The organism is Paraburkholderia sp. BL23I1N1 (assembly GCF_003610295.1).
Taxonomy (GTDB): domain Bacteria; phylum Pseudomonadota; class Gammaproteobacteria; order Burkholderiales; family Burkholderiaceae; genus Paraburkholderia.
The window spans coordinates 2,458,701-2,480,866 of the sequence record NZ_RAPV01000001.1 but is presented as its reverse complement, the minus strand read 5'-3'; the positions used below and the strand labels follow the sequence as shown (position 1 = coordinate 2,480,866).

General features: G+C 61.8%; 19 protein-coding genes and 2 pseudogenes. 17 read left to right on the top strand and 4 right to left on the bottom strand.

The features are described 5' to 3' along the window. Positions 1 to 2: 2 nt before the first annotated feature. On the top strand, positions 3 to 812 hold the full coding sequence (locus B0G76_RS11680) for a YhfC family intramembrane metalloprotease (RefSeq protein WP_120292252.1): 810 nt from the start codon (positions 3 to 5) through the stop codon (positions 810 to 812). Positions 813 to 956: 144 nt separating this feature from the next. Beyond that, positions 957 to 1,322: a DUF3022 domain-containing protein gene (locus B0G76_RS11675; protein ID WP_120292250.1), complete on the top strand. Its 366-nt coding sequence runs from the start codon at positions 957 to 959 to the stop codon at positions 1,320 to 1,322. A 125-nt stretch (positions 1,323 to 1,447) separates the two neighbouring features. On the opposite strand, the gene B0G76_RS11670 is transcribed toward B0G76_RS11675, so the two are convergent. Both B0G76_RS11670 and B0G76_RS11665 read right to left on the bottom strand, forming a co-directional pair. Then, positions 1,448 to 1,885: a PGDYG domain-containing protein gene (locus B0G76_RS11670; protein ID WP_120292248.1), complete on the bottom strand. Its 438-nt coding sequence runs from the start codon at positions 1,883 to 1,885 to the stop codon at positions 1,448 to 1,450. Positions 1,886 to 2,237: 352 nt separating this feature from the next. Continuing rightward, on the bottom strand, positions 2,238 to 2,747 hold the full coding sequence (locus B0G76_RS11665) for a Spy/CpxP family protein refolding chaperone (RefSeq protein ID WP_120292246.1): 510 nt from the start codon (positions 2,745 to 2,747) through the stop codon (positions 2,238 to 2,240). A gap of 187 nt (positions 2,748 to 2,934) precedes the next feature. On the opposite strand from B0G76_RS11665, the gene B0G76_RS11660 reads away from it, so the two are divergent. The 3 genes from B0G76_RS11660 (at position 2,935) to B0G76_RS11650 (ending at position 5,681) form a co-directional block, all read left to right on the top strand. Then, complete coding sequence (locus B0G76_RS11660) at positions 2,935 to 3,819, top strand: LysR family transcriptional regulator (protein WP_120292244.1); 885 nt, start codon at positions 2,935 to 2,937, stop codon at positions 3,817 to 3,819. Between the two features lie 81 nt (positions 3,820 to 3,900). Continuing rightward, a complete protein-coding gene (locus B0G76_RS11655; RefSeq protein ID WP_120292242.1) occupies positions 3,901 to 4,359 on the top strand; it encodes an Lrp/AsnC family transcriptional regulator in 459 nt (152 codons plus the stop codon). Positions 4,360 to 4,583: 224 nt separating this feature from the next. Further along, on the top strand, positions 4,584 to 5,681 hold the full coding sequence (locus B0G76_RS11650; protein ID WP_115779996.1) for a saccharopine dehydrogenase family protein: 1,098 nt from the start codon (positions 4,584 to 4,586) through the stop codon (positions 5,679 to 5,681). Positions 5,682 to 5,835: 154 nt separating this feature from the next. On the opposite strand, the gene B0G76_RS11645 is transcribed toward B0G76_RS11650, so the two are convergent. After that, positions 5,836 to 6,453 carry an ATP-binding protein gene (locus tag B0G76_RS11645; protein WP_120292240.1) on the bottom strand — a complete coding sequence of 206 codons (618 nt, stop codon included), beginning with the start codon at positions 6,451 to 6,453 and terminating at the stop codon, positions 5,836 to 5,838. Further along, positions 6,450 to 6,599, bottom strand: a complete 150-nt coding sequence (gene cydX / locus B0G76_RS11640) for a cytochrome bd-I oxidase subunit CydX (protein ID WP_120296323.1) — start codon at positions 6,597 to 6,599, stop codon at positions 6,450 to 6,452. The genes B0G76_RS11645 and cydX overlap by 4 nt, the downstream gene beginning before the upstream one ends. A gap of 292 nt (positions 6,600 to 6,891) precedes the next feature. Between cydX and B0G76_RS11635 the strand changes: the two genes are divergently transcribed. From B0G76_RS11635 to B0G76_RS43685, 12 genes and pseudogenes are all read left to right on the top strand, one after another. Beyond that, entirely contained in the window at positions 6,892 to 7,347 is a 456-nt protein-coding gene (locus tag B0G76_RS11635) for a hypothetical protein (RefSeq protein WP_120292239.1), read from the top strand. Positions 7,348 to 7,541: 194 nt separating this feature from the next. Then, complete coding sequence (gene corA, locus B0G76_RS11630) at positions 7,542 to 8,519, top strand: magnesium/cobalt transporter CorA (RefSeq protein ID WP_120296322.1); 978 nt, start codon at positions 7,542 to 7,544, stop codon at positions 8,517 to 8,519. A gap of 228 nt (positions 8,520 to 8,747) precedes the next feature. Then, the gene (locus B0G76_RS11625) at positions 8,748 to 9,710 is read left to right on the top strand and encodes a sugar ABC transporter substrate-binding protein (RefSeq protein WP_120292237.1); all 963 of its coding nucleotides are present in this window, start codon (positions 8,748 to 8,750) and stop codon (positions 9,708 to 9,710) included. Positions 9,711 to 10,046: 336 nt separating this feature from the next. Then, positions 10,047 to 10,304, top strand: a pseudogene (locus B0G76_RS11620) (ATP-binding cassette domain-containing protein); the annotation flags it as partial. Positions 10,305 to 10,342: 38 nt separating this feature from the next. Then, positions 10,343 to 11,373: pseudogene (locus B0G76_RS11615) on the top strand (ABC transporter permease). A 199-nt stretch (positions 11,374 to 11,572) separates the two neighbouring features. Further along, the gene (locus tag B0G76_RS11610) at positions 11,573 to 12,616 is read left to right on the top strand and encodes a LacI family DNA-binding transcriptional regulator (protein ID WP_120292235.1); all 1,044 of its coding nucleotides are present in this window, start codon (positions 11,573 to 11,575) and stop codon (positions 12,614 to 12,616) included. 472 nt (positions 12,617 to 13,088) lie between these two features. Beyond that, positions 13,089 to 14,849, top strand: coding sequence for a methyl-accepting chemotaxis protein (locus B0G76_RS11605; protein WP_120292233.1), 1,761 nt, complete (start codon positions 13,089 to 13,091; stop codon positions 14,847 to 14,849). 344 nt (positions 14,850 to 15,193) lie between these two features. After that, entirely contained in the window at positions 15,194 to 15,955 is a 762-nt protein-coding gene (locus B0G76_RS11600) for a hydratase (protein WP_120292231.1), read from the top strand. Positions 15,956 to 16,781: 826 nt separating this feature from the next. Then, on the top strand, positions 16,782 to 18,704 hold the full coding sequence (locus B0G76_RS11590) for a PrkA family serine protein kinase (RefSeq protein WP_054039598.1): 1,923 nt from the start codon (positions 16,782 to 16,784) through the stop codon (positions 18,702 to 18,704). A 188-nt stretch (positions 18,705 to 18,892) separates the two neighbouring features. Then, entirely contained in the window at positions 18,893 to 20,164 is a 1,272-nt protein-coding gene (locus tag B0G76_RS11585) for a YeaH/YhbH family protein (protein WP_120292228.1), read from the top strand. After that, positions 20,161 to 21,876: a SpoVR family protein gene (locus tag B0G76_RS11580; RefSeq protein ID WP_183082029.1), complete on the top strand. Its 1,716-nt coding sequence runs from the start codon at positions 20,161 to 20,163 to the stop codon at positions 21,874 to 21,876. The genes B0G76_RS11585 and B0G76_RS11580 overlap by 4 nt, the downstream gene beginning before the upstream one ends. Before the next feature lie 143 nt (positions 21,877 to 22,019). Further along, positions 22,020 to 22,154 carry a hypothetical protein gene (locus B0G76_RS43685; protein WP_259460555.1) on the top strand — a complete coding sequence of 45 codons (135 nt, stop codon included), beginning with the start codon at positions 22,020 to 22,022 and terminating at the stop codon, positions 22,152 to 22,154. Positions 22,155 to 22,166: the final 12 nt, after the last annotated feature.

Sequence of the window (22,166 nt, the reverse complement as noted above, 5' to 3'; positions counted from 1 at the left end):
TCATGGTTGTTGCACCGATTACCCTCACGAGCCTAGCCCTCGCGACCCTGCTGGTCGCAGTCTTACCGTTCCTGATCTACCGCCGTCTGCGCCAGCCGTTCGCGCTGAACCACCGCGACGCCATCGCCGGCATCGCCGTGTTCGCGCTGTTCGCCATGGTGATCGAGCGCGCGCTGAACGACTACGTGCTGCATCGGAACGAAGCGACCGCCACCTTCCTGTCCCATCCGCTCGCCTTTGTGGTGTATGGCGCGCTGGCTGCGGGGATTTGCGAGGAAGTGGGGCGTTTCATCGGGATGCGCCTGGTACTCAAGCGCGCGGCAGCGAAGTCCGCGGCCACTGCGAACACGAGTGACGGCTCGGCGCTGGCCTACGGCCTCGGCCACGGCGGCGCTGAAGCCTGGCTGGTCGGTGTGCTGGTGCAGCTTCAATGGATCGTGTTTGCCGTCTTCGAAAACCGCGGCGAGCTGGACAGCTACCTGAGCAATCTGCCGACGAGCTCGCTGATGCGCATCCACCTGATCCTCGCCAGCCTGTCGCCGCAGATGGCCGGCATTTTCGCGCTCGAACGGGTGGCGGCGCTGGTGTTCCAGATCGGCTTGTCGGTGCTGATGTGGCGCGGCGTGCGGGCGGGCTGGCGTGGCGTCCTGCCGCTCGCGATTGCGCTGCATGCGCTGGTCGACGTGCCGGCCGCGATGTTTCAGGCGCAACTCGTGCCGCTCGCCGCGGTGGACGGTGTGTATGCGCTGGGGGCGGTGATTGTTGCGGGCTTGCTGTTCAAAGTGTGCCGTCGCCCGGCGGTTGCCGCGTGAGCGTGTTGTGGGCCGCTTGTGAGTCCGTTGTGAGCCCCTTATGAGTCGCTCACGATCTGCTTGCTACACAGACCACCCGTGATTCTCTAACTTTCGGCGTACCCTTTCGGTACATCGATCAGGCTCATCTTTTCGGCACACTTCATGGAAGCTTACCAATACGACTGCGCGAATCCCGAGTTCGAGGAATTGGCGCGCGTCATCAGCGATCTGTTTCCCGAGCAGACACAGTTCATCCAGCGGGCGGGCGAAGACGGTACGCCGACGTTGGCGATTCACTGGGTTGCCATGCGTTTCGGTGCGGCTGCACGCCGTATCGTGATGACCGTGGTGATTGCGCCGACGGCGTTGGCGCGTTATCGGGCGTTGCCGGTACGGCTGCGTGGCCGGAGTTTCGCGGTGCTGCGGGCGTATGTCGAAGCGAGCATCGGTTCGCTCGAAGAGCAGTACGCGAACCGCGAGGCGGTGCCGCGCGATGTGACGGTGGATCTCGGCGACGAGTTCGCTTGAAGCGATTGGCTCAGGACCCTCGGCCGATTGGCTAAAAAGGCGGCCCTGAGTGCGGCTGGGATTGTTACGGTCAGCTGGCCACGATTCACCGGCTGCGGGTCACTGCTGCGGGTCACAACTACGACTCAATCGGCGAGCCGATAAACCTTCGCGAAGCGTGCGGCCTGCACCACGCCGTAATCGCCGGGGGCGTACTGCATGATCCAGTCGCCGGCGGCGCCGTGCAGCACGTCGCCGCCGCTCGCTGAGCGGGCCAGCGAAAACGCTTCGTTCATCTGCTTGGCCAGCACGACGGCCGGCCGGTTACGGTATGGGCCCGGTTCGCCATGAGCGAGACCGCTGTCTTCCGGCAGGTATTTTGCATCGAAGCGTTCGCGCGAGACGACCCAGCGGTCGCCCGTTGAACCCGTGATCAGCGCGTCGCCGCGGGCATAGCGGTTCGGGCCTTCCAGGCTCATCAGTTCGCCTTCGGCGGCAGCGAATTCAACGCTCACGGTTTCGTTTTTGACGACGCGTTGGGCGTCGGCATCTTTACTCAGATCGAGATTTTTGAGTTCGGTCATGAAGCGAGTCGGTGTGGAGAGATTGACCGCCGCGCCGAAACTTTGAGTCTTGACGCCACGTACCCGCAATCATGCCAGATGCATTTGAAGATCGGCTCGTTTTGATTTTGGCGGGGAAGGCGGCGAACAGATCAGGCTTGATCCCACGTTCGCCGATCCGAGCGGCTTGCGGTGTCCGGATGCGAAGCGCATACCCAGACATAAAGCGCCATGTGGTGCGGCTGATTAGCCTGAAACCGGCGCCGTAGGCCCTCGGATATCCCGCCGCCCGACGGCAAAAAAACCGGGCGCGCAGCGCGAAAACCCGCGCCGCGCGCTATCAACCGTGCAGCAAAAACCTGCAGTCAGGTGCTTACGGCTTCACAGTCGCATCGCTCTCCGGCGCCTTCTTGCTGCCGCCCTTGCCATGGTGACGATGGCCGCCTTCAGGGCCGCCCTGGTGGAACGTCACGTCGGCCAGCTTCTTCTGTTCCGGCGAGAAGCTGGTGTACAGCGGATCGAATGCATCGACCAGTTTCTTCATGCCGTCCGCATGCGCTTGCGCGATCGTCGCGTACTGCTTCATGTCGTCGAGCGCCGACAGGTTCGTGTCAGCCTTGCGCTGCTGGAACAACTGGCCCATCGTCTGGCCGTTGTTGCGCATGACGTCGGCGAAAGCGTTCCATTGCGACTCCTGCGCCGGCGTGATCTTCAACTGCGTGTGCAGGTAGGTGATACGGTCTTCGACATTGCGCTCGTGGCCAGCTTTTGCGGCGGGTGCTGAAGCCGAGGCGGCCATCGGCGCCGACGCCGGAGCGGAAGTTTGTGCGAATGCGCCGCTCATGGCGACTGCGGTGGCCAGCAATACGAGTGCTTTTTTCATCGAAACTCCTGATGTCTGTTCGAATTAGGACAAGGCGAGCATGGCGAGCGGCCCAACGTGCGCCAGCATAGCGACGCAAGGTAGCCGGCTGCCCACTTCGCCGTCGCCGCTATTAGTATCACGATATCCCTACAATGCGGCTCTTGTGCGACAAACGCTTACAACCGAAACGAACAGGAAATAGCGGGTGGACAAATTCGTCAGCATGGAAATCTTCGTCGCGGTGGTCGAGGCGGGCAGCCTCACCGCGGCGGCCGAGCGATTTGACATTTCGTCCGCGATGGTGGGCAAACACATCCGTTCGCTCGAAACCCGGCTCGCGACGCGGCTGCTGACGCGCACCACGCGCCGTCAGAGCCTGACTGAAATCGGCCGGCACTATTACGAGCAGTGCAGGCGCATTCTCGCGGATGTGAAAGCGGCGGAGTCTCTCGCCGAGGCCATGGCGGCCGCACCGCGCGGCGTGCTGAAGGTGACGGTGCCGCTGACATACGGCGTCGAAGTCTTCGCCCCGGCGATGACCGACTACCTGACCGCGTGGCCGGATGTAAGCCTCGAACTGGATCTGTCGAATCGCGTGATCGACCTGGTGGAAGAGGGCTTCGATGCCTCGGTGCGTATTGGCCATTTGCCGGATTCCAGTTTCGTCGCGCGACCGTTGAAGCCTTACCGCATGCGCGCATGCGCGTCGCCCGCCTATCTGGAGCGGGCCGGCACGCCGCGCACGCCGGCCGATCTCATGCAGCACGAATGCCTGGGCTTTCTGCACTGGGGCCGCGAGGGTTTGTGGCGACTAGGCGGCGAGACCGCGGACGAAAACCAGCTCCGCGCCGGACGGTTCCGGGCGAACAACGGCCAGGCGCTAAAGGTGGCCGCATTGCGCGGCTTCGGACTGGTGCTGCAGCCCGAAGCGCTGCTGGCACGAGAGATCGCCAGCGGCGAACTGGTCTCGGTGCTGGAAGACTATTTGCCCGAAGGCGCACCCGTTCATCTGGTCTATCCACGCGATCGCCGCGCCACGCCGAAGCTCACCAGCTTCATCGATTTCGTGATCGAACGGTTCGGGGTGTGATCCTTCGGGTTCCTCTGCCTGCCGCCCGATGCCCAAGACACGCGATAATCCGCTCCACTGCTGACCAACTTCCTGCTCCCGATGAGACCTCCGCGCCTCGACCAACTCGACGACCTCGACCGCAACCTGGTTGCGCTGCTGCAAGCCAACGCCCGTGAGAGCGTCGCCAATCTCGCGCGTCAACTGGATGTGGCGCGCACCACCGTCATTGCCCGCATCGCGCGGCTCGAGCGCAGCAACGTGATCGGCGGCTATAGCGTGCGGCTCGGCCAGGACGTGCTCGACTCGAGCATCCAGGCGTACGTCGGCATCATCATCGCGCCGAAGTACGGGCCGGCCGTGCAGAAACGTCTCGGCAAGATGCCCGAGGTGCAATTGCTATGCGCGGTGAGCGGCGAGTTCGACTATGTCGCGTGGCTGCGCGCCGATTCGCCCGACCGCCTGAACGATCTGCTCGACGAGATCGGCGGTCTGGAAGGCGTGGAGCGAACCACGACGTCGATCATCCTCGCGCGCAAGATCGACCGCGGCACGGTGTGATTCCGCAGCCCAATTTTTACGCCGTTTTAACATGTTTTCGACATATCGACTGATTTAATCGTCATAACGTCGAAATTCATGGTCATAGCGCAGCATTTTGCGCGTATGAACTGTTTTTGCTTCTCCCTAAACTGTGTCTCAAGGGTTCAGCCCGCCGGGCGCGGCGCCTAGGCGCCGCGCACTTCCCAAGCTGGAGACAGCACACAGAAAAAATGGAGAAGCGTATGAAAGTAGCCATTGTTGGCGCAGGTTTGATCGGTCACACCATCGCCCATATGTTGCGCGAAACCGGCGACTACGACGTCGTCGCGTTCGACCGCGATCAGCATGCGCTCGATAAGCTCGCCGCCCAGGGCATCCCGACGCGCCGCGTCGATTCCGCCGACGCCGCCGCGCTGCGTGCCGCCATTCAAGGCTTCGACGCGCTCATCAACGCGCTGCCGTACTACCTGGCGGTGAGCGTGGCCACGGCCGCCAAGGGCGCTGGCGTTCATTATTTCGACCTGACCGAAGACGTGCGCGCCACCAGCGCGATTCGTGCAATCGCGGACGACGCCGATCACGCCTTCATGCCGCAGTGCGGTCTGGCGCCGGGCTTCATCGGTATTGCCGCGCATGAACTGGCGAACCGTTTCACCGAAATCCGCGACGTCAAGATGCGCGTCGGCGCGCTGCCGGAGTTCCCGACCAACGCGCTGAAGTACAATCTGACGTGGAGCGTCGACGGCCTGATCAACGAATACTGCCAGCCGTGCGAAGCGATTCGCGACAGCCGTACGCAGTGGGTGCAGCCGCTCGAGGGCCTCGAACACTTCTCGCTCGACGGTACCGAATACGAAGCCTTCAATACATCCGGCGGCCTGGGTACGCTATGCGAAACGCTGGCGGGCCGGGTCGAATCGCTCGACTACAAGTCGGTGCGCTATCCGGGCCATCGCAACCTGATGCAGTTCCTGCTGGAGGACCTGCGTCTTTCGAGCGACCGCGATACGCTCAAGACCATCATGCGCCGCTCGGTGCCCGCGACCGCGCAAGACGTCGTGCTGGTGTTCATCACCGTGTCCGGCATGCGTGACGGTCAACTGGTGCAGGAAGTGTTCACCCGCAAGATCTTCGCGAAGACGGTGTGCGGCGTGCCGATGAGCGCGATCCAGATCACCACTGCCGGCGCGATGTGCGCGGTGCTCGATCTGTTCCGTGAGCAGAAGCTGCCGCAAAGCGGCTTCGTGCGCCAGGAGCAGGTGTCGCTGCGCGACTTCCTCGCGAACCGGTTTGGCCAGTTGTACGAAGGGCAGTCGTTGGATGCAATGGCAACGGTGTAAGCCGCGACTGTCGCGTTGAGGCTCAAATCCGAGGGCCGTGCGACCACGCTGCAATGACTGCCGTGTGCAATGAAAAAAGCCTCGTAGAAGGCCGTTTGATGAACGCCCCGCCATGCGGGGCGTTTTGCGTTTGAAAGCGTTTGAAACGCCGCGGCTACACAGGCAGCGGCGGCATCGTCGACGACCCATGCGGCTCGCCTACGAGTTGTGCGAGCAACGCTTCGTAGTCCGCGCGGCCTGGCGCGGTGTTGTCGAACATCACCAGATCTTTGCAAATCTCGCTGCTCGGCAAGAAGCGGCGCTGCCGGTACTCGTCCCAATGCGCGAGTTTGTAGGCATCGTTCGGATTACCACGGTCGACGATACGCTGACGCGCTGTCTCTTCCGACGTGTGGATCCACACCACCCGCAGCGTCACGTCCGCGCCGATGCCCAGCCACGCGCGATCGAACAGGCGCCGATCGCGCACCTCGCGCGACAGCGGTCCGACCACCAGCGCACTGATGCCGAGTTCGAGATTGTCGCGGGCGGTGTCGAGCAGGCCGCGATACTCGGGGTCGCGCAGGTGCTGCAGGAAAAGCGGGCTGTCGCGGTCGTTCGGATCGCCGGTCAGCATGCCCATGGCGGCCGCGCTGTAGCCGCCGAACAGCGTATCTTTGTCGAGCAGGCAGAAGGGCGAGGCGCTCGCCTGCATGAGCGGGCCGATCAGCTTCTTCGCCAGGGTGGTCTTGCCGGTACCGGCGTGGCCACAAAAGAACACCAGGTGGGTCACGAAGACGTGTCCTCGGGTGTGGCGGGTGGGGTGCCCGCGGCCTGCGGGTCGCGGGCGAATTTGCCGCCGGCCTCCAGCCACATCACATTGATGATGCCGAAGCCCAATGCCACGCCGATGCCGAGAATCCAGGTGAAATACCACATTGCAGTCTCCTTGGTCGTATGTCCGGCGAGGCAGGCGATGAAGCGTTGCGCATGGCCGGTACAGAGAAGCAAACTTGCCGGCAAACCAAAGTAGCGCGCGGCGGGTCTGAGGGTAAATCCGCAGCACACGGCGCCCACAGCGCGGCACTTTGCAGCGATCATGAAGAAGAACGCTTTCCTGTGCAAGAGGGCGCGGGGGCGCATAGATAACTGGCCGTCCGGCCAGGAAGGCGCAATACGCCTATAACAATGGCAACAAGAGCAACACCAGCAACCACACGGGAGACCCAGCATGCCGATGCGCCAGCACTTTTACTGCATAGCCGCGCTGCTTGCGTGGGTTATCGGCTCGCTCACCATCGCGTCGCTCGCCGGTTGCGCCTCGACCCCTGCCGAACCCGTTCCGTTCAAGGCGGTGCCGCAAGCGCGCATTGTCCAGCCCGGTTATACCGAGCCCGGCACCGGACTGGTTGCCGTGGACGTGCGGCGCGAACGCTCTCACGACGTTATGGTCCGGTTCCGCGATGCATTGGTGTATATCGACGGCGAGCAGGTCACCGATCTGATGAACGGCGAACATGTGGTCTTCTATCTGAGTCCGGCCGTGCATCGTATCGGTGTCTCCACGCAATTCGATCCGGTCGTGGAGATGCGCTTTACGGTCACGGCCGACACGCGCTATACGAACCGCGCGTCGGTCACCTTCGACGAAGCGCACCGCATCGCATTGCGCAGGGTTGCCCAATAGCGCAGGACCGCGACAGGCGGTGACGAACCGCGCCCGCCACCACCGCCGCACCCAAGCTTTAACAAATGGATACATTACGTTCACGCACTGCCCTTAACATGGCGGCTGTCGCGTATTCGACCATGCAGATCGGCCGCCGGGGCTGCCCACGACGCGAAGCCGGCCGGTCTGTTCCGTTTTCAAGGAAATTCAACATGCTGATCAATTGTGCCGCCTACCAGGACGGCCGGAAGCTGGCTGACATCGATATCGACAGCATCAGCGACTACGTGGCGCGGCCCGAATGCTTCGTCTGGGTCGCGCTGAAAGACCCGGAGCCGGACGAACTGGCCGTGATGCAACACGAGTTCGGCCTGCACGAACTCGCGATCGAAGATGCGCAAAATGGCCATCAGCGTCCGAAAATCGAGGAGTACGGCGAGTCGCTCTTCGCCGTCATGCATACCGTGGAAATGGACGAAGACGGCGAACTGCTGATCGGCGAGGTCGACGTGTTCGTGGGGCACAACTACGTGCTGTCGGTGCGCCGCGGCACGCGCGCCGGCTTCCAGAACGTTCGCGCCCGTTGCGAGCGCGAGCCGCAAGTGCTCAAGGAAGGCTCGGCGTTCGTGCTGTACGCGCTGGCCGACGACATTGTCGATCGCTATTTCCCGATCGTCGAGGCGATGAACGCCGAGATCGAAGCACTCGAAGACCGCATCTTCGAGCGCAACAATTCGGCGGCATCGCGGGTGATCATCGAGGATCTGTACTCGTTGAAACGTCGTCTCGTGATCTTGCAGCACCACATTGCTCCGCTGCAGGAAGCGATCGGCAAATTGACGGGCGGCCGCATTCCGAGCATCTGCGAAGGCATGCAAGCCTATTTCCGCGACGTCTACGACCATCTCGAGCGGATCGTCAGAATCATCGACGGCCGGCGCGAAATGGTGGTGACCGCGGTGCAGGTCAATCTGGGGATGATCTCGCTGGCCGAAAACGAAGTGACCAAGCGGCTCGGCTCGTTCGCCGCATTGTTCGCGGTGCCGACCATGATCGCCGGCATCTACGGGATGAACTTCCAGAGCATTCCCGAGTTGCATTACAAGTATGGTTACCCGGTCTGTATCGCCGTGATGCTGGCCGTCGATCTGGTCCTGTTCTGGCGCTTCCGTAAGTCCGGCTGGCTTTGAGACACCGGTAGCCCATCGCGCAGCGCTGTTCCCGCGTGCACCGTACGCAATAAAAGTCCAGCATCGACACACTTTGCGCGTACCGGTGCACCGCAACACCGTGAGTCGTTGACAGTCCGAACCGGGCGCGCTGAGAATAGGCCTCGCAAACGTTTGCGAAAATCGGTTCGCGAAGAACAAAAAATACGGCTTGCCTGCTTGCGAGCCCGATAAATCCTGGAGAGATGCATGAGCCATCGCATTCGCCGCCGCTTGCTGGCGGCCGCCGTTCTCGTCACCGTCACCGCTGCTTTGCCGTTTTCCTCCGCTTACGCACAAGCGGCGCCCGCTCATAAGCCGAAGGTTGCGCTGGTGATGAAGTCGCTCGCGAACGAGTTCTTCCTGACCATGGAAACCGGTGCGAAGGACTACCAGAAGCACAATGCCTCGCAGTTCGACCTGATCACCAACGGCATCAAGGACGAGACCGATACCGCGAGCCAGATCCGGATCGTCGAACAGATGATCGTCTCGAAGGTCGATGCGATCGTGCTGGCCCCGGCTGACTCGAAGGCGCTGGTACCGGTCGTCAAGAAGGCCATCGACGCGGGCATCATCGTCGTGAATATCGACAACCGGCTCGACCCGGACGTGCTCAAGTCGAAAGACCTGAACGTGCCGTTCGTCGGCCCGGATAACCGCAAGGGCGCGCAGAAGGTCGGCGATTATCTGGCCAAAAAGCTGAAGGCGGGCGATGAGGTCGGCATTATCGAAGGCGTGTCGACCACCACCAACGCGCAACAACGCACCGCGGGCTTCAAGGACGCCATGCAGACCGTCGGCGCCAAGGTCGTGTCGGTGCAATCGGGCGAATGGGAAATCGACAAGGGCAACGCGGTGGCTTCGGCCATGCTCAATGAGTATCCGAACCTGAAGGCGCTTCTCGCCGGCAACGACAATATGGCGATCGGCGCGGTCTCGGCGGTACGCGCGGCAGGTAAGCGGGGCAAGGTGCTGGTGGTCGGCTACGACAACATCAACGCGATCAAGCCGATGCTCAAGGACGGCCGCGTTCTCGCCACCGCCGACCAGTACGCCGCCAAGCAGGCTGTCTTCGGCATCGACACCGCGCTGAAGGCGATCAGTGAGCACAAGAAACAATCGCAGTTGTCCGGCGTGGTGGAAACGCCGTGCGACCTGGTGACGAAGTAAGCGCCAGGCCGTCGGTATCGCAACGCACTGCAATACGCACGGCAGGAGGCACCGTAACAAGCCCATGCACGCGGGTTCGCGCTCATGTCGCTGCATGCTGGATGCATGAAAAAGCTTGCGAATCCGCGCCAATTCAATAAACGCTCAAGAAACCTGCTGCGCCGCCGTTAAATCCAGAGGTAAGCGTCATGACGGTGGCTGCGCGGCGGGAGGGTGCGTGGTCGACAGCGCCTGCGCATTCCGCGCGTTGGGCCGGCATGACACGTGGCTCTCGTCGGCGGTCTCATGCGAGTGATTCGCATGAAGCCGCAGCGGGGCCCCGGAACCAGGATTGCGATGGATTCAACCGACCACGATGCCTTGTCTGCCGTGCTGTCTGTAAGCGGCATCGGTAAGACCTATGCCGAACCGGTGCTCGCCGACGTGTCGCAGTCGCTGCGCGCCGGTGAGGTATTGGCGCTAACGGGCGAGAACGGTGCTGGCAAGAGTACGCTGTCCAAAATTATCGGGGGGCTTGTCGGGCCGACTACCGGCACGATGCGCCTCGGCGGGACGGCCTACGCGCCGGCGAGCCGCACCGGAACCGAAACGCTGCTGCATGCCACCGGCACCCATGAAGCAGGGAGCCTGTCATGACCGATCAATCGGTGCGTGAAGGATCGAGTGGCACGCCGCCGGCCGACCCGTCCGCGCCGTTGGCGCCGGTTGCAAGCGGCAAGCCGGCCGGCACGCGGCTCGGCTTTTCGAACTACCTGGGCCTCGCCGGTGCATTGCTGGCGATGATCGTGCTGTTCTCGTTGCTGAGTTCGCACTTTGTGACGTACGACACATTCAGCACGATCGCCAATCAGATCCCCGATCTGGTGGTGATGTCGGTGGGCATGACCTTCGTGCTGATCATCGCCGGGATCGATCTGTCGGTCGGGTCCGTGCTGGCGCTGGGCGCCTCGGTGGTGAGCGTGGCGGCGCTGAAGTGGGGCTGGGGGCCGTTGCCGTCGGCACTGCTCGGGGTTGCCGCCGCGGCGCTGACCGGCACCCTTACCGGCGCGGTGACCGTGGGCTGGCGGATCCCCTCGTTCATCGTGTCGCTCGGTGTACTCGAAGCGGCGCGCGGCATGGCGTATCAGATGACGAATTCGCGCACCGCCTATATTGGCGACGCGTTCGATTTTCTGTCGAATCCGATCGCGCTGGGCATCTCGCCCGCGTTCCTGATCGCGGTGGCGGTGATGGTGATTGCGCAACTGGTGCTCACGCGCACGGTGTTCGGCCGCTATCTGGTTGGCATCGGCACCAACGAGGAAGCGGTGCGGCTCGCGGGCGTCGATCCGCGGCCTTACAAGATCATTGTGTTTGCGTTGATGGGCGCGCTGGCCGGGCTGGCGGCGTTGTTCCAGATTTCGCGTCTGGAAGCGGCCGACCCGAACGCCGGCGTCGGCGTGGAGCTGCAGGTGATCGCGGCGGTGGTGATCGGCGGCACGAGCCTGATGGGCGGTCGCGGCTCGGTGATCAGCACTTTTTTGGCGTGTTGATCATTTCGGTGCTGGCGGCGGGCCTCGCGCAGATCGGCGCGAACGAGCCGACCAAGCGGATGATCACCGGCGCGGTGATCGTGGTGGCGGTGGTGCTGGATACCTATCGCAGCCGCCGCAAGCGCCCATGAGGGTGGCGCCGGTGGCCGGCACGCTGGCGGACCGGGAGCAGTCGAAGCGGCAAGTGTGGCAACAGTGGAAAGTGTGGCGAGTGCGGTAATAGCGGTAAAGCGTCAGTATTCATGGGTTTGGTCTGTCTTCGATGAAGATGTCCGGTGGGTCGCCAGGTGGCGGGGCCGGCGGGAACAACAGGCAGGAGAGCAACAGGTTATGGCGACGATCAAGGATGTAGCGGCCGTGGCAGGCGTGTCGTTCACGACGGTATCGCACGTGGTGAACAACTCACGGCCGGTGTCGGCCGACGTGCGCGCGAAGGTCGAGCACGCGATCCGTCAGCTTCACTATGTGCCGTCGGCGGTGGCGCGCTCGCTCAAGGCGCGGGCGACGGCGACGATCGGTCTGGTGGTGCCGAACAGCACGAACCCGTATTTCGCCGAGATGGCGCGCGGTATCGAGGATGGTTGCTCGCGCAACGGCTACTGCCTGTTCTTCTGCAATTCCGACGACGATCCGGCCAAGCAGCGTAACTATCTGCGCGTGCTGCAGGAAAAGCGGATCGACGGACTGATCGTCGCCTCGGCGGGCGACGATGCGGTGCTGGCGCAGACGCTCGCCGACTCCCACGAGCCGCTGGTCGTCGTGGACCGCAATATCGAAGGCCTGAACGCGGATCTGGTGCAGATCGACCACGAGAAGGGCGGCTATCTTGCAACACGCCATCTGCTCGAACTGGGACACGTGCGGATCGGCTGCATCACCGGGCCGGTCAAGACGGCGGTGAGCGCCATGCGGGTGCATGGATTCATCCGCGCCATGACGGAGCGCGGCATCGAGATTCCGGCCGGAGCGATTGTCGAAAGCGATTTTTCGGGAACGGGCGGCCATCGCGCGGCGGGACAGCTGTTCGATACCGTGAACCCGTCGGCGATTTTTGCTGGCAACGACATGATGGGCATCGGCGCGCTGCGCGCTGCGGCGGAGCGCAATATCAGCGTGCCGCGCGATTGCTCGATCATCGGTTTCGACGATATCGAACTGGGACGATTCACCTATCCGGCGCTCTCGACCGTGGGGCAGTCGGTCCGCGCGCTCGGCGATATGGCCGCGCAGACGCTGATCGAACGCATTGCCGGGACCTCGACGGGCAGTCCTCCGCGCGCGCCGGGTCGCCGGCGTGTGGTGTCGCCGCGCCTGATCGTGCGCGAATCGACCGCGACATGGGCCGGTGTGGGCCGCCGCGATCTGGCGGCCTGATAGCGGTACTGTCGTATTGCCGGGCGCGAGCCGAAAGGCTTCGCACCCGGTCTTTCGTGCTGTTTTTGCGCTCTGCTGATCGTGCGAGAAAGTCGGCCACGCGGCAGGGCGTAAGCGCTTTGCGCCCATTCCTAAACGCGCCATTGCGTCCCGCAAGCCGGGCGCTCCGTTCACTCCCGCCTCGCACCTCCACCCGCACGATTCCGGTCTTCCGTGCCGTCTGAAAACACTTCCGTGACTGGCGGAAACGCTGCCGAACTACCACACGGCTCAAATCTGTTATTTGTTTGTAATTTCTTCCAATTGCTTACAACGGCTTTCTTCATACCATATAAAGCCTTCAAGTATGCAAAGGGAATGCCGTAAACCTGGGTATTAGAGCGCCATTTCAAATGAGCGCCATGCAGGCAGACGCCACACGCGATTCCGCGCTGCGCACGCAGCCTCTCTTTTGCCAGGTACAGGAACAAGCATGTTGAACAAAGGCATCACGATCAAGGCCCGGATTGGCCTAACGATGGCTTTTCTTGCCGCGTTGCTGGTGGCCATCGGCGTTTTCGGTCTGTTCGGCATGAGCCGTTCGAACGACGCTTACCAGGACACTTTCACTAACGCAATGCCGAGCGCTGTCGATATCGGCAACGCCGAGCTGTATGCGGCGCGCGAACGGCTGGCGCTCGACCGGGCGGCGTTCATGATCGGCACGCCGGACGCGGCGACCGCGGTCGAGCGTGCGCATGGCATGCGTGCGACGTCCGACACGTGGTGGAAAAAGTATATGGACCTGCCGCGCGACGCTGAGGAAGACCGTCTCGCGCAGGACGTCGTCGCCAAACGCGACGCGCTGCATCAGCAACTGGACGCGTTTGCGGCGCTCATCACAGCGAACGACCAGAGCAAGGTCGTCGAAGGCGCCAAGCGCCTGCAGGCGACCTACAACGAGCTCGCCAGCTCGGACGACGCGCTGCGCAAGTTCCAGTTCGTCTCCGCCAGGCAAGGTTACGACTCCGCGCAAAGCGGCTTCGAAGTGTTCCGCACGGTGAGCGCCGTCGCCCTGCTGGTCGGCGTGCTCGCCGCTGTGCTGTCCTACCTGACGCTCAGCCGCGCGATCGGCCGCCCGCTCGACGCAGCCCTTGGTCATTTCGACGCGATTTCCGCAGGCGATCTGCGCCGCCCGGTCGTAGTCACCTCGCGCGACGAAATGGGGCAGTTGCTTGAAGGCATCGCCAAAATGCAGCGCAGTCTCACCGAAACGGTGCGTACGGTGCGCAGCGGCAGTGAGTCGATCGCGACGGCCACGCGCCAGATCGCGGCCGGCAATATCGATCTGTCCTCGCGTACGGAAGAACAGGCCTCGGCGCTGCAGGAAACCGCGTCGAGCATGGAAGAGCTGACCGGCACGGTCAAGCAGAACGCCGACAACGCTCGCCAGGCGAGCTCGCTGGCGGCCAATGCGTCCGAGATTGCCAACAAGGGCAGTGCGGTGGTCGGCCAGGTGGTCGGCACGATGGGCGACATCAATCAGAGCTCGGCGAAGATTGCCGACATCATTTCGATCATTGAAGGAATTGCGTTCCAGACCAACATCCTGGCCCTGAATGCGGCCGTGGAAGCGGCGCGGGCCGGCGAAGAAGGGCGCGGATTCGCGGTGGTGGCAGGCGAAGTGCGCAGCCTCGCGCAGCGTTCGTCGGCGGCGGCCAAGGAAATCAAGGAGCTGATCGACACCTCGGTGGAGCGCGTGCAGTCCGGCTCGGCGCTGGTCGACGAAGCGGGCCGCACCATGACCGAGATTATCGGTGCGGTGCAGCGCGTGACCGACATCATGGGCGAGATCGCGGCGGCCTCGGAAGAGCAAAGCAGCGGCATCGACCAGGTGGCGCGCGCGGTGACCCAGATGGACGAGGTGACGCAGCAGAACGCCGCGCTGGTTGAAGAAGCCGCGGCTGCGGCGTCTTCGCTCGAAGATCAGGCTGGCAAGCTGCGTGCCGCGGTTGCCGTGTTCCAGCTCGAAGAAGGCGGATACAAGGCGCCGGTGAACGCGGCGCCGAAGCGCGCGGCCGCGCCGGTTCGCTCGACGGCGGCCCGTAAAGTGTCACACCCGGTGTCGCACCCGGCCACAGCCGCCAAGGCAGCAGCCGCACCGGCCGCAGCACCGGCAGCCGCCGCGCCGACCAGGGCGCCGGCCAAGGCAGTGGCGAGCGCCGGCAGCGATCATGATTGGGAAACCTTCTGATCGGCTAGCGTGTTGCAACATTCGTTCCCGATGAAGCATTAGACGAAACCACGCTGATGCGGATTGGCCGCATGACGATAAAGACCGCGATTGCGCATGCAACCGCGGTCTTTTTTCATGGTCTGCGGACTAAGTAACGTTTGCGAGCGTTGTCGGCACCCTGGCGAGCGTCGTGATCCGGTACATTGACGGGCGCGACTATGGCTTGCATCGGCAACCTCGCCGCCGCAGGCAGTCCGTGCGCGGACCGTGAGCCCGCTTTTCCAACTGCCGCAACCCAGCGCGGCAGACCACCGTTCAACGCGCCAGCCCACCGCTCAACGCGCCAGCCACAAAGGACCGACATGACGCAATACGACCTCGCGCACCGCCTCGTCGAAGCGCGCCGGCAGCATCGCCCGATCGATGCGCCCCCACCCGATAGCCTGCCGCCCGACGCGGCAACCGCGTACGCGATCCAGCAGGCAGTCATCGCAGGTCTCGGCGACGCGACAGGGGCGTGGAAGATCGGCGCCAGAGCGCCGGGCGGCGCCGCCGCGGGCGCGCCGATTCCGGCTTCGCTGGTGTTGCCGTCGCCCGCCCGGGTGGCCCATGCCGGCTTCTTCCGGGTGCTGGTGGAGTTGGAGATTGCCTTTCGTTTCGCCGAGGCAATCGAGCCGCGCGGCCGGGCTTATGCGCGCGACGAGGTGCTCTCGAAGGTCGGCGTCGTGCTGCCGACCATCGAGATCGTCGATAGCCGCTTTGCCGAGTGGCCCAATGTCGCACCGCTCGCGCAACTGGCCGACGCACAGAACAACGGCGCGTTGATCACCGGTCATCCGGTTGCCTATGCGGGCCTCGCCCGCGGCTTCGATTTCGTCTCGCCCGAACTGGAACTGAGCTTCGATGGCGACTCGCTAGTGCCGGACGCCACCGGTAATCCGGCCGGCGATCCACGCGAACTGCTGGTGTGGTTCGTCAACCATTGCGCCGCCATGGGCATCACCATCGAGCCCGAATGGACGCTCACCACCGGTTCGTACGTCGGTGCGCACAATGTGGACAAACCGGGCATTGTGCGCGGCCACATCGACGGTCTCGGGGAAGTGGAAATTGAACTGACCTGAGCGTGGCGCGGTATACCTCGGTTGACATGTAACGGTCCGCTTGCGGCGGTTGGCGTGTAACCGCTCGTGACGAAGCATCGAGCAAACGGCTGCCCACGGGCAGCCGTTTTACATTTGGCGCATCTGCACGGGAGGCTTTGCGGTGCTTTGCGGTATACACCTATGAAGCGACTCATTGAGCGGCCGTGATCCAGTTATACGTTCGGCTAACCATGTTGCCGGTGCGGTTAATACGCGGGCCCCGCATGAGCGGCAAGCGCACGCCGATACCCATGCGCTCGATGACACATGGCGTGGAACAAAACCGCCCGTGTGCTGACGAACTGCTGGACGATGCACCGCTGAACAGCGCTTCGGGTCGGCATGGCGAATAAACATGTAACACAGTGCCTGGTGCTGTAGACCGAATGGCGATGCCATGCGTTGATGAAAAAAGATTCAGGGCACTAGAAATTGCATGACGTCCGCGTTCGATGCGACAAAGTGTGCGCGTGCAGACAGGTTGTCCGGTGCAGCAGTGAGATCGTTCGATGAACAAGGCGATTCGTGTAACAGAGCACGGCGAACCATGCTGAGCAGCATGGTATGCAGAGGGCGTTGGAGGGGCAGGCAACGTGGGCCGGCAATCACTCTCATGTGAGCGCAAGATTGTAAGTGACCGTATCTGCGTTTCCAAGTGAGGATTGTAGGGAGGGCAACTCGGCACGATTTTCATCACGTAGTCCGTGAAAAAAAATTTAAAAGGGTTTAGGATGAATTCGAGCGATGTCGTTTCCGAATAGCGCGCCGCGCACGACATCGGTCTAGACTTCGGCGAGGAGGTAGCATGGATATCTACAGCAGTTTCGCGACCCGCTTCGAGAAAACACGAGAGGATGAACTCTCGCTCGAGGAGTATCTCGCGCTCTGCAAAGACAATCCCGCCGCGTACGCTACGGCTGGCGAACGCATGTTGACGGCAATCGGTGAACCAGAACAGATCGACACTCGCAACGATCCGCGGATGTCGCGTATCTTCGCGAACAAGGTCATCAAGGTATACCCCGCATTCCGTGAGTTCTACGGAATGGAAGAGGTGATCGAGCAGGTGGTCGCCTACTTCCGGCATTCGGCCCAGGGGCTCGAAGAAAAGAAACAGATTCTGTATCTGCTGGGACCGGTCGGCGGCGGTAAATCGTCGATCGCGGAACGTCTGAAGCAACTCATGGAACGCGTGCCGTTCTACTCGATCAAGGGCTCGCCCGTCAACGAGTCGCCACTCGGTCTGTTCGATTACGACGAGGACGGTCCGATCCTCGAAGAGCAATACGGTATTCCACGCCGCTACCTGAAAAACATTCTGAGCCCGTGGGCGGTGAAGCGCCTGCACGAATACAACGGTGACATCCGCAAGTTCCGCGTGGTGCGCCGCTACCCGTCGATCCTTCGTCAGATCGGTATCGCCAAGACCGAACCGGGTGACGAAAACAATCAGGACATTTCGTCGCTGGTCGGCAAGGTCGACATCCGCAAGCTCGAACAGTACGCACAAGACGATGCGGACGCATACAGCTACTCCGGTGGCCTGTGCCTCGCGAATCAGGGCTTGCTCGAGTTCGTCGAAATGTTCAAGGCGCCGATCAAGGTCTTGCACCCGCTGCTCACCGCCACTCAGGAAGGCAACTTCAAAGGCACGGAAGGCTTCGGCGCGATCCCGTTCGACGGCGTGATCCTGGCCCACTCGAACGAGTCCGAATGGAAGGCGTTCCGCAACAACCGCAACAACGAAGCACTGCTCGACCGGATCTTCGTCGTGAAGGTTCCGTACTGCCTGCGCTACGGTGAAGAGGTCAAGATCTACGAGAAGCTGCTGCGTAATTCGTCACTGGCTAGTGCGATATGCGCGCCGGGTACGTTGAAGATGATGGCGCAGATGTCGGTGCTCACGCGCTTGCAGGAGCCGGAGAATTCCAGCCTGTTCTCGAAGATGCAGGTGTACGACGGCGAGAATCTCAAGGACACCGATCCGAAGGCCAAGTCGTATCAGGAGTACCGAGATTTCGCGGGCGTGGATGAAGGGATGACCGGCGTGTCGACCCGCTTCGCGTTCAAGATCCTGTCGCGCGTATTCAACTTCGATTCGACGGAAGTCGCGGCGAACCCGGTGCATCTGATGTATGTGCTCGAACAGCAGATCGAACGCGAGCAGTTCCCACCGGAAACCGAACAGAAGTACCTGTCGTTCATCAAGGACGTGCTCGCCTCGCGCTATGCCGAGTTCATCGGCAAGGAGATTCAGACCGCGTATCTGGAGTCGTATTCCGAGTACGGTCAGAATATTTTCGACCGCTACGTGACGTATGCGGACTTCTGGATTCAGGACCAGGAGTTCCGCGATCACGACACCGGCGAGAGTTTCGACCGTGCGGCGCTGAATGCCGAACTGGAGAAGATCGAGAAACCCGCGGGTATCAGCAACCCGAAGGACTTCCGCAACGAGATCGTGAACTTCGTGCTGCGTGCGCGTGCTGCGAATGCGGGGAAGAATCCCGCGTGGATCAGCTACGAGAAGCTGCGCGTCGTGATCGAAAAGAAGATGTTCTCGAACACGGAAGAACTGTTGCCGGTGATCTCGTTCAACGCCAAGGGTTCGGCGGAAGAGCAACGCAAGCACGAAGACTTCGTCAACCGGATGGTGACGAAGGGCTATACGCCGAAGCAGGTGCGCTTGCTGTGTGATTGGTATCTGCGCGTGCGCAAGTCGTCATGATACGCACTGCGTGCCGCCCGCGCGGTCCGGCTGCGCGGGCACCTTGCGAGGCGCAAGTTGCCTGGACATAGCGTTGCGTTTGTAGATATGCCTAGGTAACGTGCGTCTCGCGCAGCCGAAATAGTGCAGCTGCATGGGATCGGAGTCAGTGCTGAAGCACTAACTCCGATCGACACTGGAGACCGGGCGTGCTTCATCAAATCATCGACCGCAGGTTAGCGGGTAAAAACAAGAGCATTGCAAATCGCGAGCGCTTTTTGCGACGCGTTAAGAACTACATTCGTCGCGCCGTTTCGGAAGCCGTGCGCGACCGCAGCATCAAAGATATCCAGAACACCCAGAGCATCACCATCCCCCGCAAGGACATCGCGGAGCCGTCGTTCCGGCATGGTCCCGGCGGCAAGCGGGAAATGGTGCATCCGGGCAACTCCGACTACATTCGCGGCGACAAGATTCAGCGCCCGCAAGGCGGTGGCGGCGGAGGCGGGGGCAGTCAGGCCAGCAACGAAGGCGAGGGTCAGGACGACTTCGTGTTCGAGCTGAGCCGCGAAGAATTCATGCAATATTTCTTCGACGACCTCGAACTCCCGCGTCTCGTCAAAACTCACCTGATGGCCGTGCCCACGTGGAAAAGTATCCGCGCCGGCTGGGCGGCCGAAGGCACGCCGAACAATATCGACGTGGTCCGCTCGCTGCGCAGCGCGCTCGGCCGCCGGATTGCGCTCGGTGCGCCGCTCGTCAATCAGCTGCACGAGATGGAACGGCAACTCGAAGTGATGAAGGCCGATCCGGACGACCGTCGCGAAGAGATCAAACTGCTCGAAGAGGAAATCCACCATTTGCGCGGGCGCATCTGGCGCATTCCGTTTATCGATCCGTTCGATCTGCGCTACGTGAATCGTGTGAAGCAGCCCACGCCGTCGAGCCAGGCGGTCATGTTCTGTCTGATGGATGTGTCCGGTTCCATGGACGAGCAGCGCAAGGATCTCGCCAAGCGTTTCTTCATCCTGCTGTATCTGTTCCTCAAACGTAACTACGAGAAGATCGAGGTGGTGTTCATCCGCCACCATACGCGCGCCGAGGAAGTCGACGAAGACACGTTCTTTCATTCGACGGAAAGCGGCGGCACGGTGGTGTCGAGCGCGCTGGAGCTGATGCAGAAGGTGATGGACGAGCGCTATTCGCCGACTGAATGGAATATTTACGGCGCTCAGGCTTCCGACGGCGACAATTGGACCGACGATTCACCCAAGTGCCGCAAGATACTTTCGGATGACATCCTGGAGAAGGTGCGCTATTTTGCGTATATCCAGGTCACGCCGGAAGAGCAGAACCTGTGGCTCGAATATGCCCAGTTGGCGCTCAGCCAGCCGCACATGGCGATGAAGAAGGTCGAAACCGCGGCTGACATCTATCCGGTATTCCGGGAACTGTTTGAGAAGCAGGTGGCGTCTTCATGACAAAGCACTTGCACAACGAAGCGCGCGGCTATCAGCCGGAGCGTGGAAAAGGCGTGCCGCAGCAGCAACAGTCGGGGCATGCCGAGGCGAAGGCGGACGATACGGGAACCGCCGCAGCCGGAGCAGTCGACGCCGCTGCAGCACGGGGACACACCGGAACGCCCACTGAGGGGCAAAGGGAAGTCCGTATGAACGTAGCCGATAGACGGCCTTTGCCGTGCCCGTCCGACTGGACCTTCGAATTGATCGAAGAGTACGACTCGCATATTGCCCGTGTTGCAGAGCAATATGAACTCGACGTGTATCCGATCCAGCTCGAACTGATCAGCGCCGAACAGATGATGGACGCTTACGCATCCGTCGGCATGCCGGTGAACTACCGTCACTGGTCGTTCGGCAAACACTTTCTCTCCACCGAAAAGAGCTACCGTCGCGGGCAGATGGGGCTGGCGTATGAGATCGTCATCAATTCGAACCCTTGCATCGCGTACCTGATGGAAGAGAACACGATGACGATGCAGGCCCTCGTCATCGCGCACGCGGCCTATGGCCACAACTCGTTCTTCAAGGGCAACTATCTGTTCAAGCTATGGACGGATGCGCACGCGATCATCGATTACCTTGTCTACGCGAAGAATTACATCGCGGAGTGCGAGGAGCGCTTCGGGCTCGACCGGGTGGAGGAACTGCTCGACTCGTGCCACGCGTTGATGAACTACGGCGTGGACCGTTACAAACGTCCGCAGAAACTGTCGCTGGAAAAGGAGTTTGCGGCGCGCCGCGAACGTGAGGCTTATCTGCAGTCGCAGGTCAACGAACTGTGGCGCACCTTGCCGACCCGGCATACGCCGTTGCCGGAGGAAATCGAGGAGCGTTATCCGCCGGAGCCGCAGGAAAACCTGCTGTATTTCGCGGAGAAGAACGCGCCGTTGCTCGAGCCGTGGGAGCGGGAAGTGATCCGCATCGTGCGCAAGGTCGGGCAGTATTTTTATCCGCAACGGCAAACCCAGGTCATGAACGAAGGCTGGGCCACGTTCTGGCACTACACCTTGCTCAACACGATGTACGCCCAGGGCAAGCTGGAAGACGGCTTCATGATGGAGTTTCTCCATTCGCACAGCAATGTGGTCTACCAGCCGCCGGTCACGAAGCCTTACTACAGCGGCATCAACCCGTACGCGCTCGGTTTTTCGATGATGAGCGATATCCGCCGGATCTGCGAAGCGCCGACGGAGGAGGACCGCAAGTGGTTCCCCGAGCTGGCGGGTAGTCCCTGGCTGCAGGCGATGCACTACGCGATGCGCAACTTCAAGGACGAGAGTTTCGTCGCGCAGTATTTGTCGCCGCATCTGATCCGCGAGATGCGTCTTTTCTCGGTGCTCGATGACGACATGCGCGATGCGCTCGAAGTCTCGGCAATTCATGACGATAGTGGCTATCAGTATGTGCGCCAGGCGTTGTCGCGGCAGTACGACATGCATCATCGCGAACCGAATATTCAGGTGTGGGCGGTGAACACGCGTGGTGACCGGAGTCTGACGCTGCGGCATTTCATGAGCGACAACCGGCATTTGTCCGGCGATAGCGACGAGGTGCTCAAGCACATGGCGCGCTTGTGGCAGTTCGATGTTTACTTGGAAAGCGTTGATGAGAACGGGACCGTGAGGAAGCGGTACGAGTGCAAGTATGTGCCGCCGGCGATAAGAGTCTGAGGCTGGTTCCTGAGTGGTGCAGGGCCCCTGTTTGTCAGCGACGAACAGGGGCTTTTGTCATTCGGAGTCTGGCAGGACGCTCGCCGTCCACTTTTCAGTAATTTGTGAAAAAGTACTGAAAAAAACGCACCTTCAAACTCCTCGTGTCGCGCCTGCGAACCCGCACGCTGATCAAATTGCAAAAGGACGTGCGCCGCACCTTGCCGGAAGTCGAAGCACTGATGCGTGACGCTCACGAAGCCGGGCTCGAGGAGCTTGCAACGAGCCTCTCGGGGTAGTCCCTAACAAAC

What these genes read in the sequence shown, in the direction of transcription:
- B0G76_RS11610 (WP_120292235.1), top strand. Translation starts at nt 11,573, where the DNA reads ATGGCGACGATCAAGGATGTAGCGGCCGTGGCAGGCGTGTCGTTCACG.
- B0G76_RS11635 (WP_120292239.1), top strand. Translation starts at nt 6,892, where the DNA reads ATGCCGATGCGCCAGCACTTTTACTGCATAGCCGCGCTGCTTGCGTGG.
- B0G76_RS11670 (WP_120292248.1), bottom strand. Translation starts at nt 1,885, where the DNA reads ATGACCGAACTCAAAAATCTCGATCTGAGTAAAGATGCCGACGCCCAA.
- B0G76_RS11680 (WP_120292252.1), top strand. Translation starts at nt 3, where the DNA reads ATGGTTGTTGCACCGATTACCCTCACGAGCCTAGCCCTCGCGACCCTG.
- corA (WP_120296322.1), top strand. Translation starts at nt 7,542, where the DNA reads ATGCTGATCAATTGTGCCGCCTACCAGGACGGCCGGAAGCTGGCTGAC.
- B0G76_RS11675 (WP_120292250.1), top strand. Translation starts at nt 957, where the DNA reads ATGGAAGCTTACCAATACGACTGCGCGAATCCCGAGTTCGAGGAATTG.
- cydX (WP_120296323.1), bottom strand. Translation starts at nt 6,599, where the DNA reads ATGTGGTATTTCACCTGGATTCTCGGCATCGGCGTGGCATTGGGCTTC.
- B0G76_RS11655 (WP_120292242.1), top strand. Translation starts at nt 3,901, where the DNA reads ATGAGACCTCCGCGCCTCGACCAACTCGACGACCTCGACCGCAACCTG.
- B0G76_RS11580 (WP_183082029.1), top strand. Translation starts at nt 20,161, where the DNA reads ATGACAAAGCACTTGCACAACGAAGCGCGCGGCTATCAGCCGGAGCGT.
- B0G76_RS11650 (WP_115779996.1), top strand. Translation starts at nt 4,584, where the DNA reads ATGAAAGTAGCCATTGTTGGCGCAGGTTTGATCGGTCACACCATCGCC.
- B0G76_RS11600 (WP_120292231.1), top strand. Translation starts at nt 15,194, where the DNA reads ATGACGCAATACGACCTCGCGCACCGCCTCGTCGAAGCGCGCCGGCAG.
- B0G76_RS11605 (WP_120292233.1), top strand. Translation starts at nt 13,089, where the DNA reads ATGTTGAACAAAGGCATCACGATCAAGGCCCGGATTGGCCTAACGATG.
- B0G76_RS11665 (WP_120292246.1), bottom strand. Translation starts at nt 2,747, where the DNA reads ATGAAAAAAGCACTCGTATTGCTGGCCACCGCAGTCGCCATGAGCGGC.
- B0G76_RS11625 (WP_120292237.1), top strand. Translation starts at nt 8,748, where the DNA reads ATGAGCCATCGCATTCGCCGCCGCTTGCTGGCGGCCGCCGTTCTCGTC.
- B0G76_RS11590 (WP_054039598.1), top strand. Translation starts at nt 16,782, where the DNA reads ATGGATATCTACAGCAGTTTCGCGACCCGCTTCGAGAAAACACGAGAG.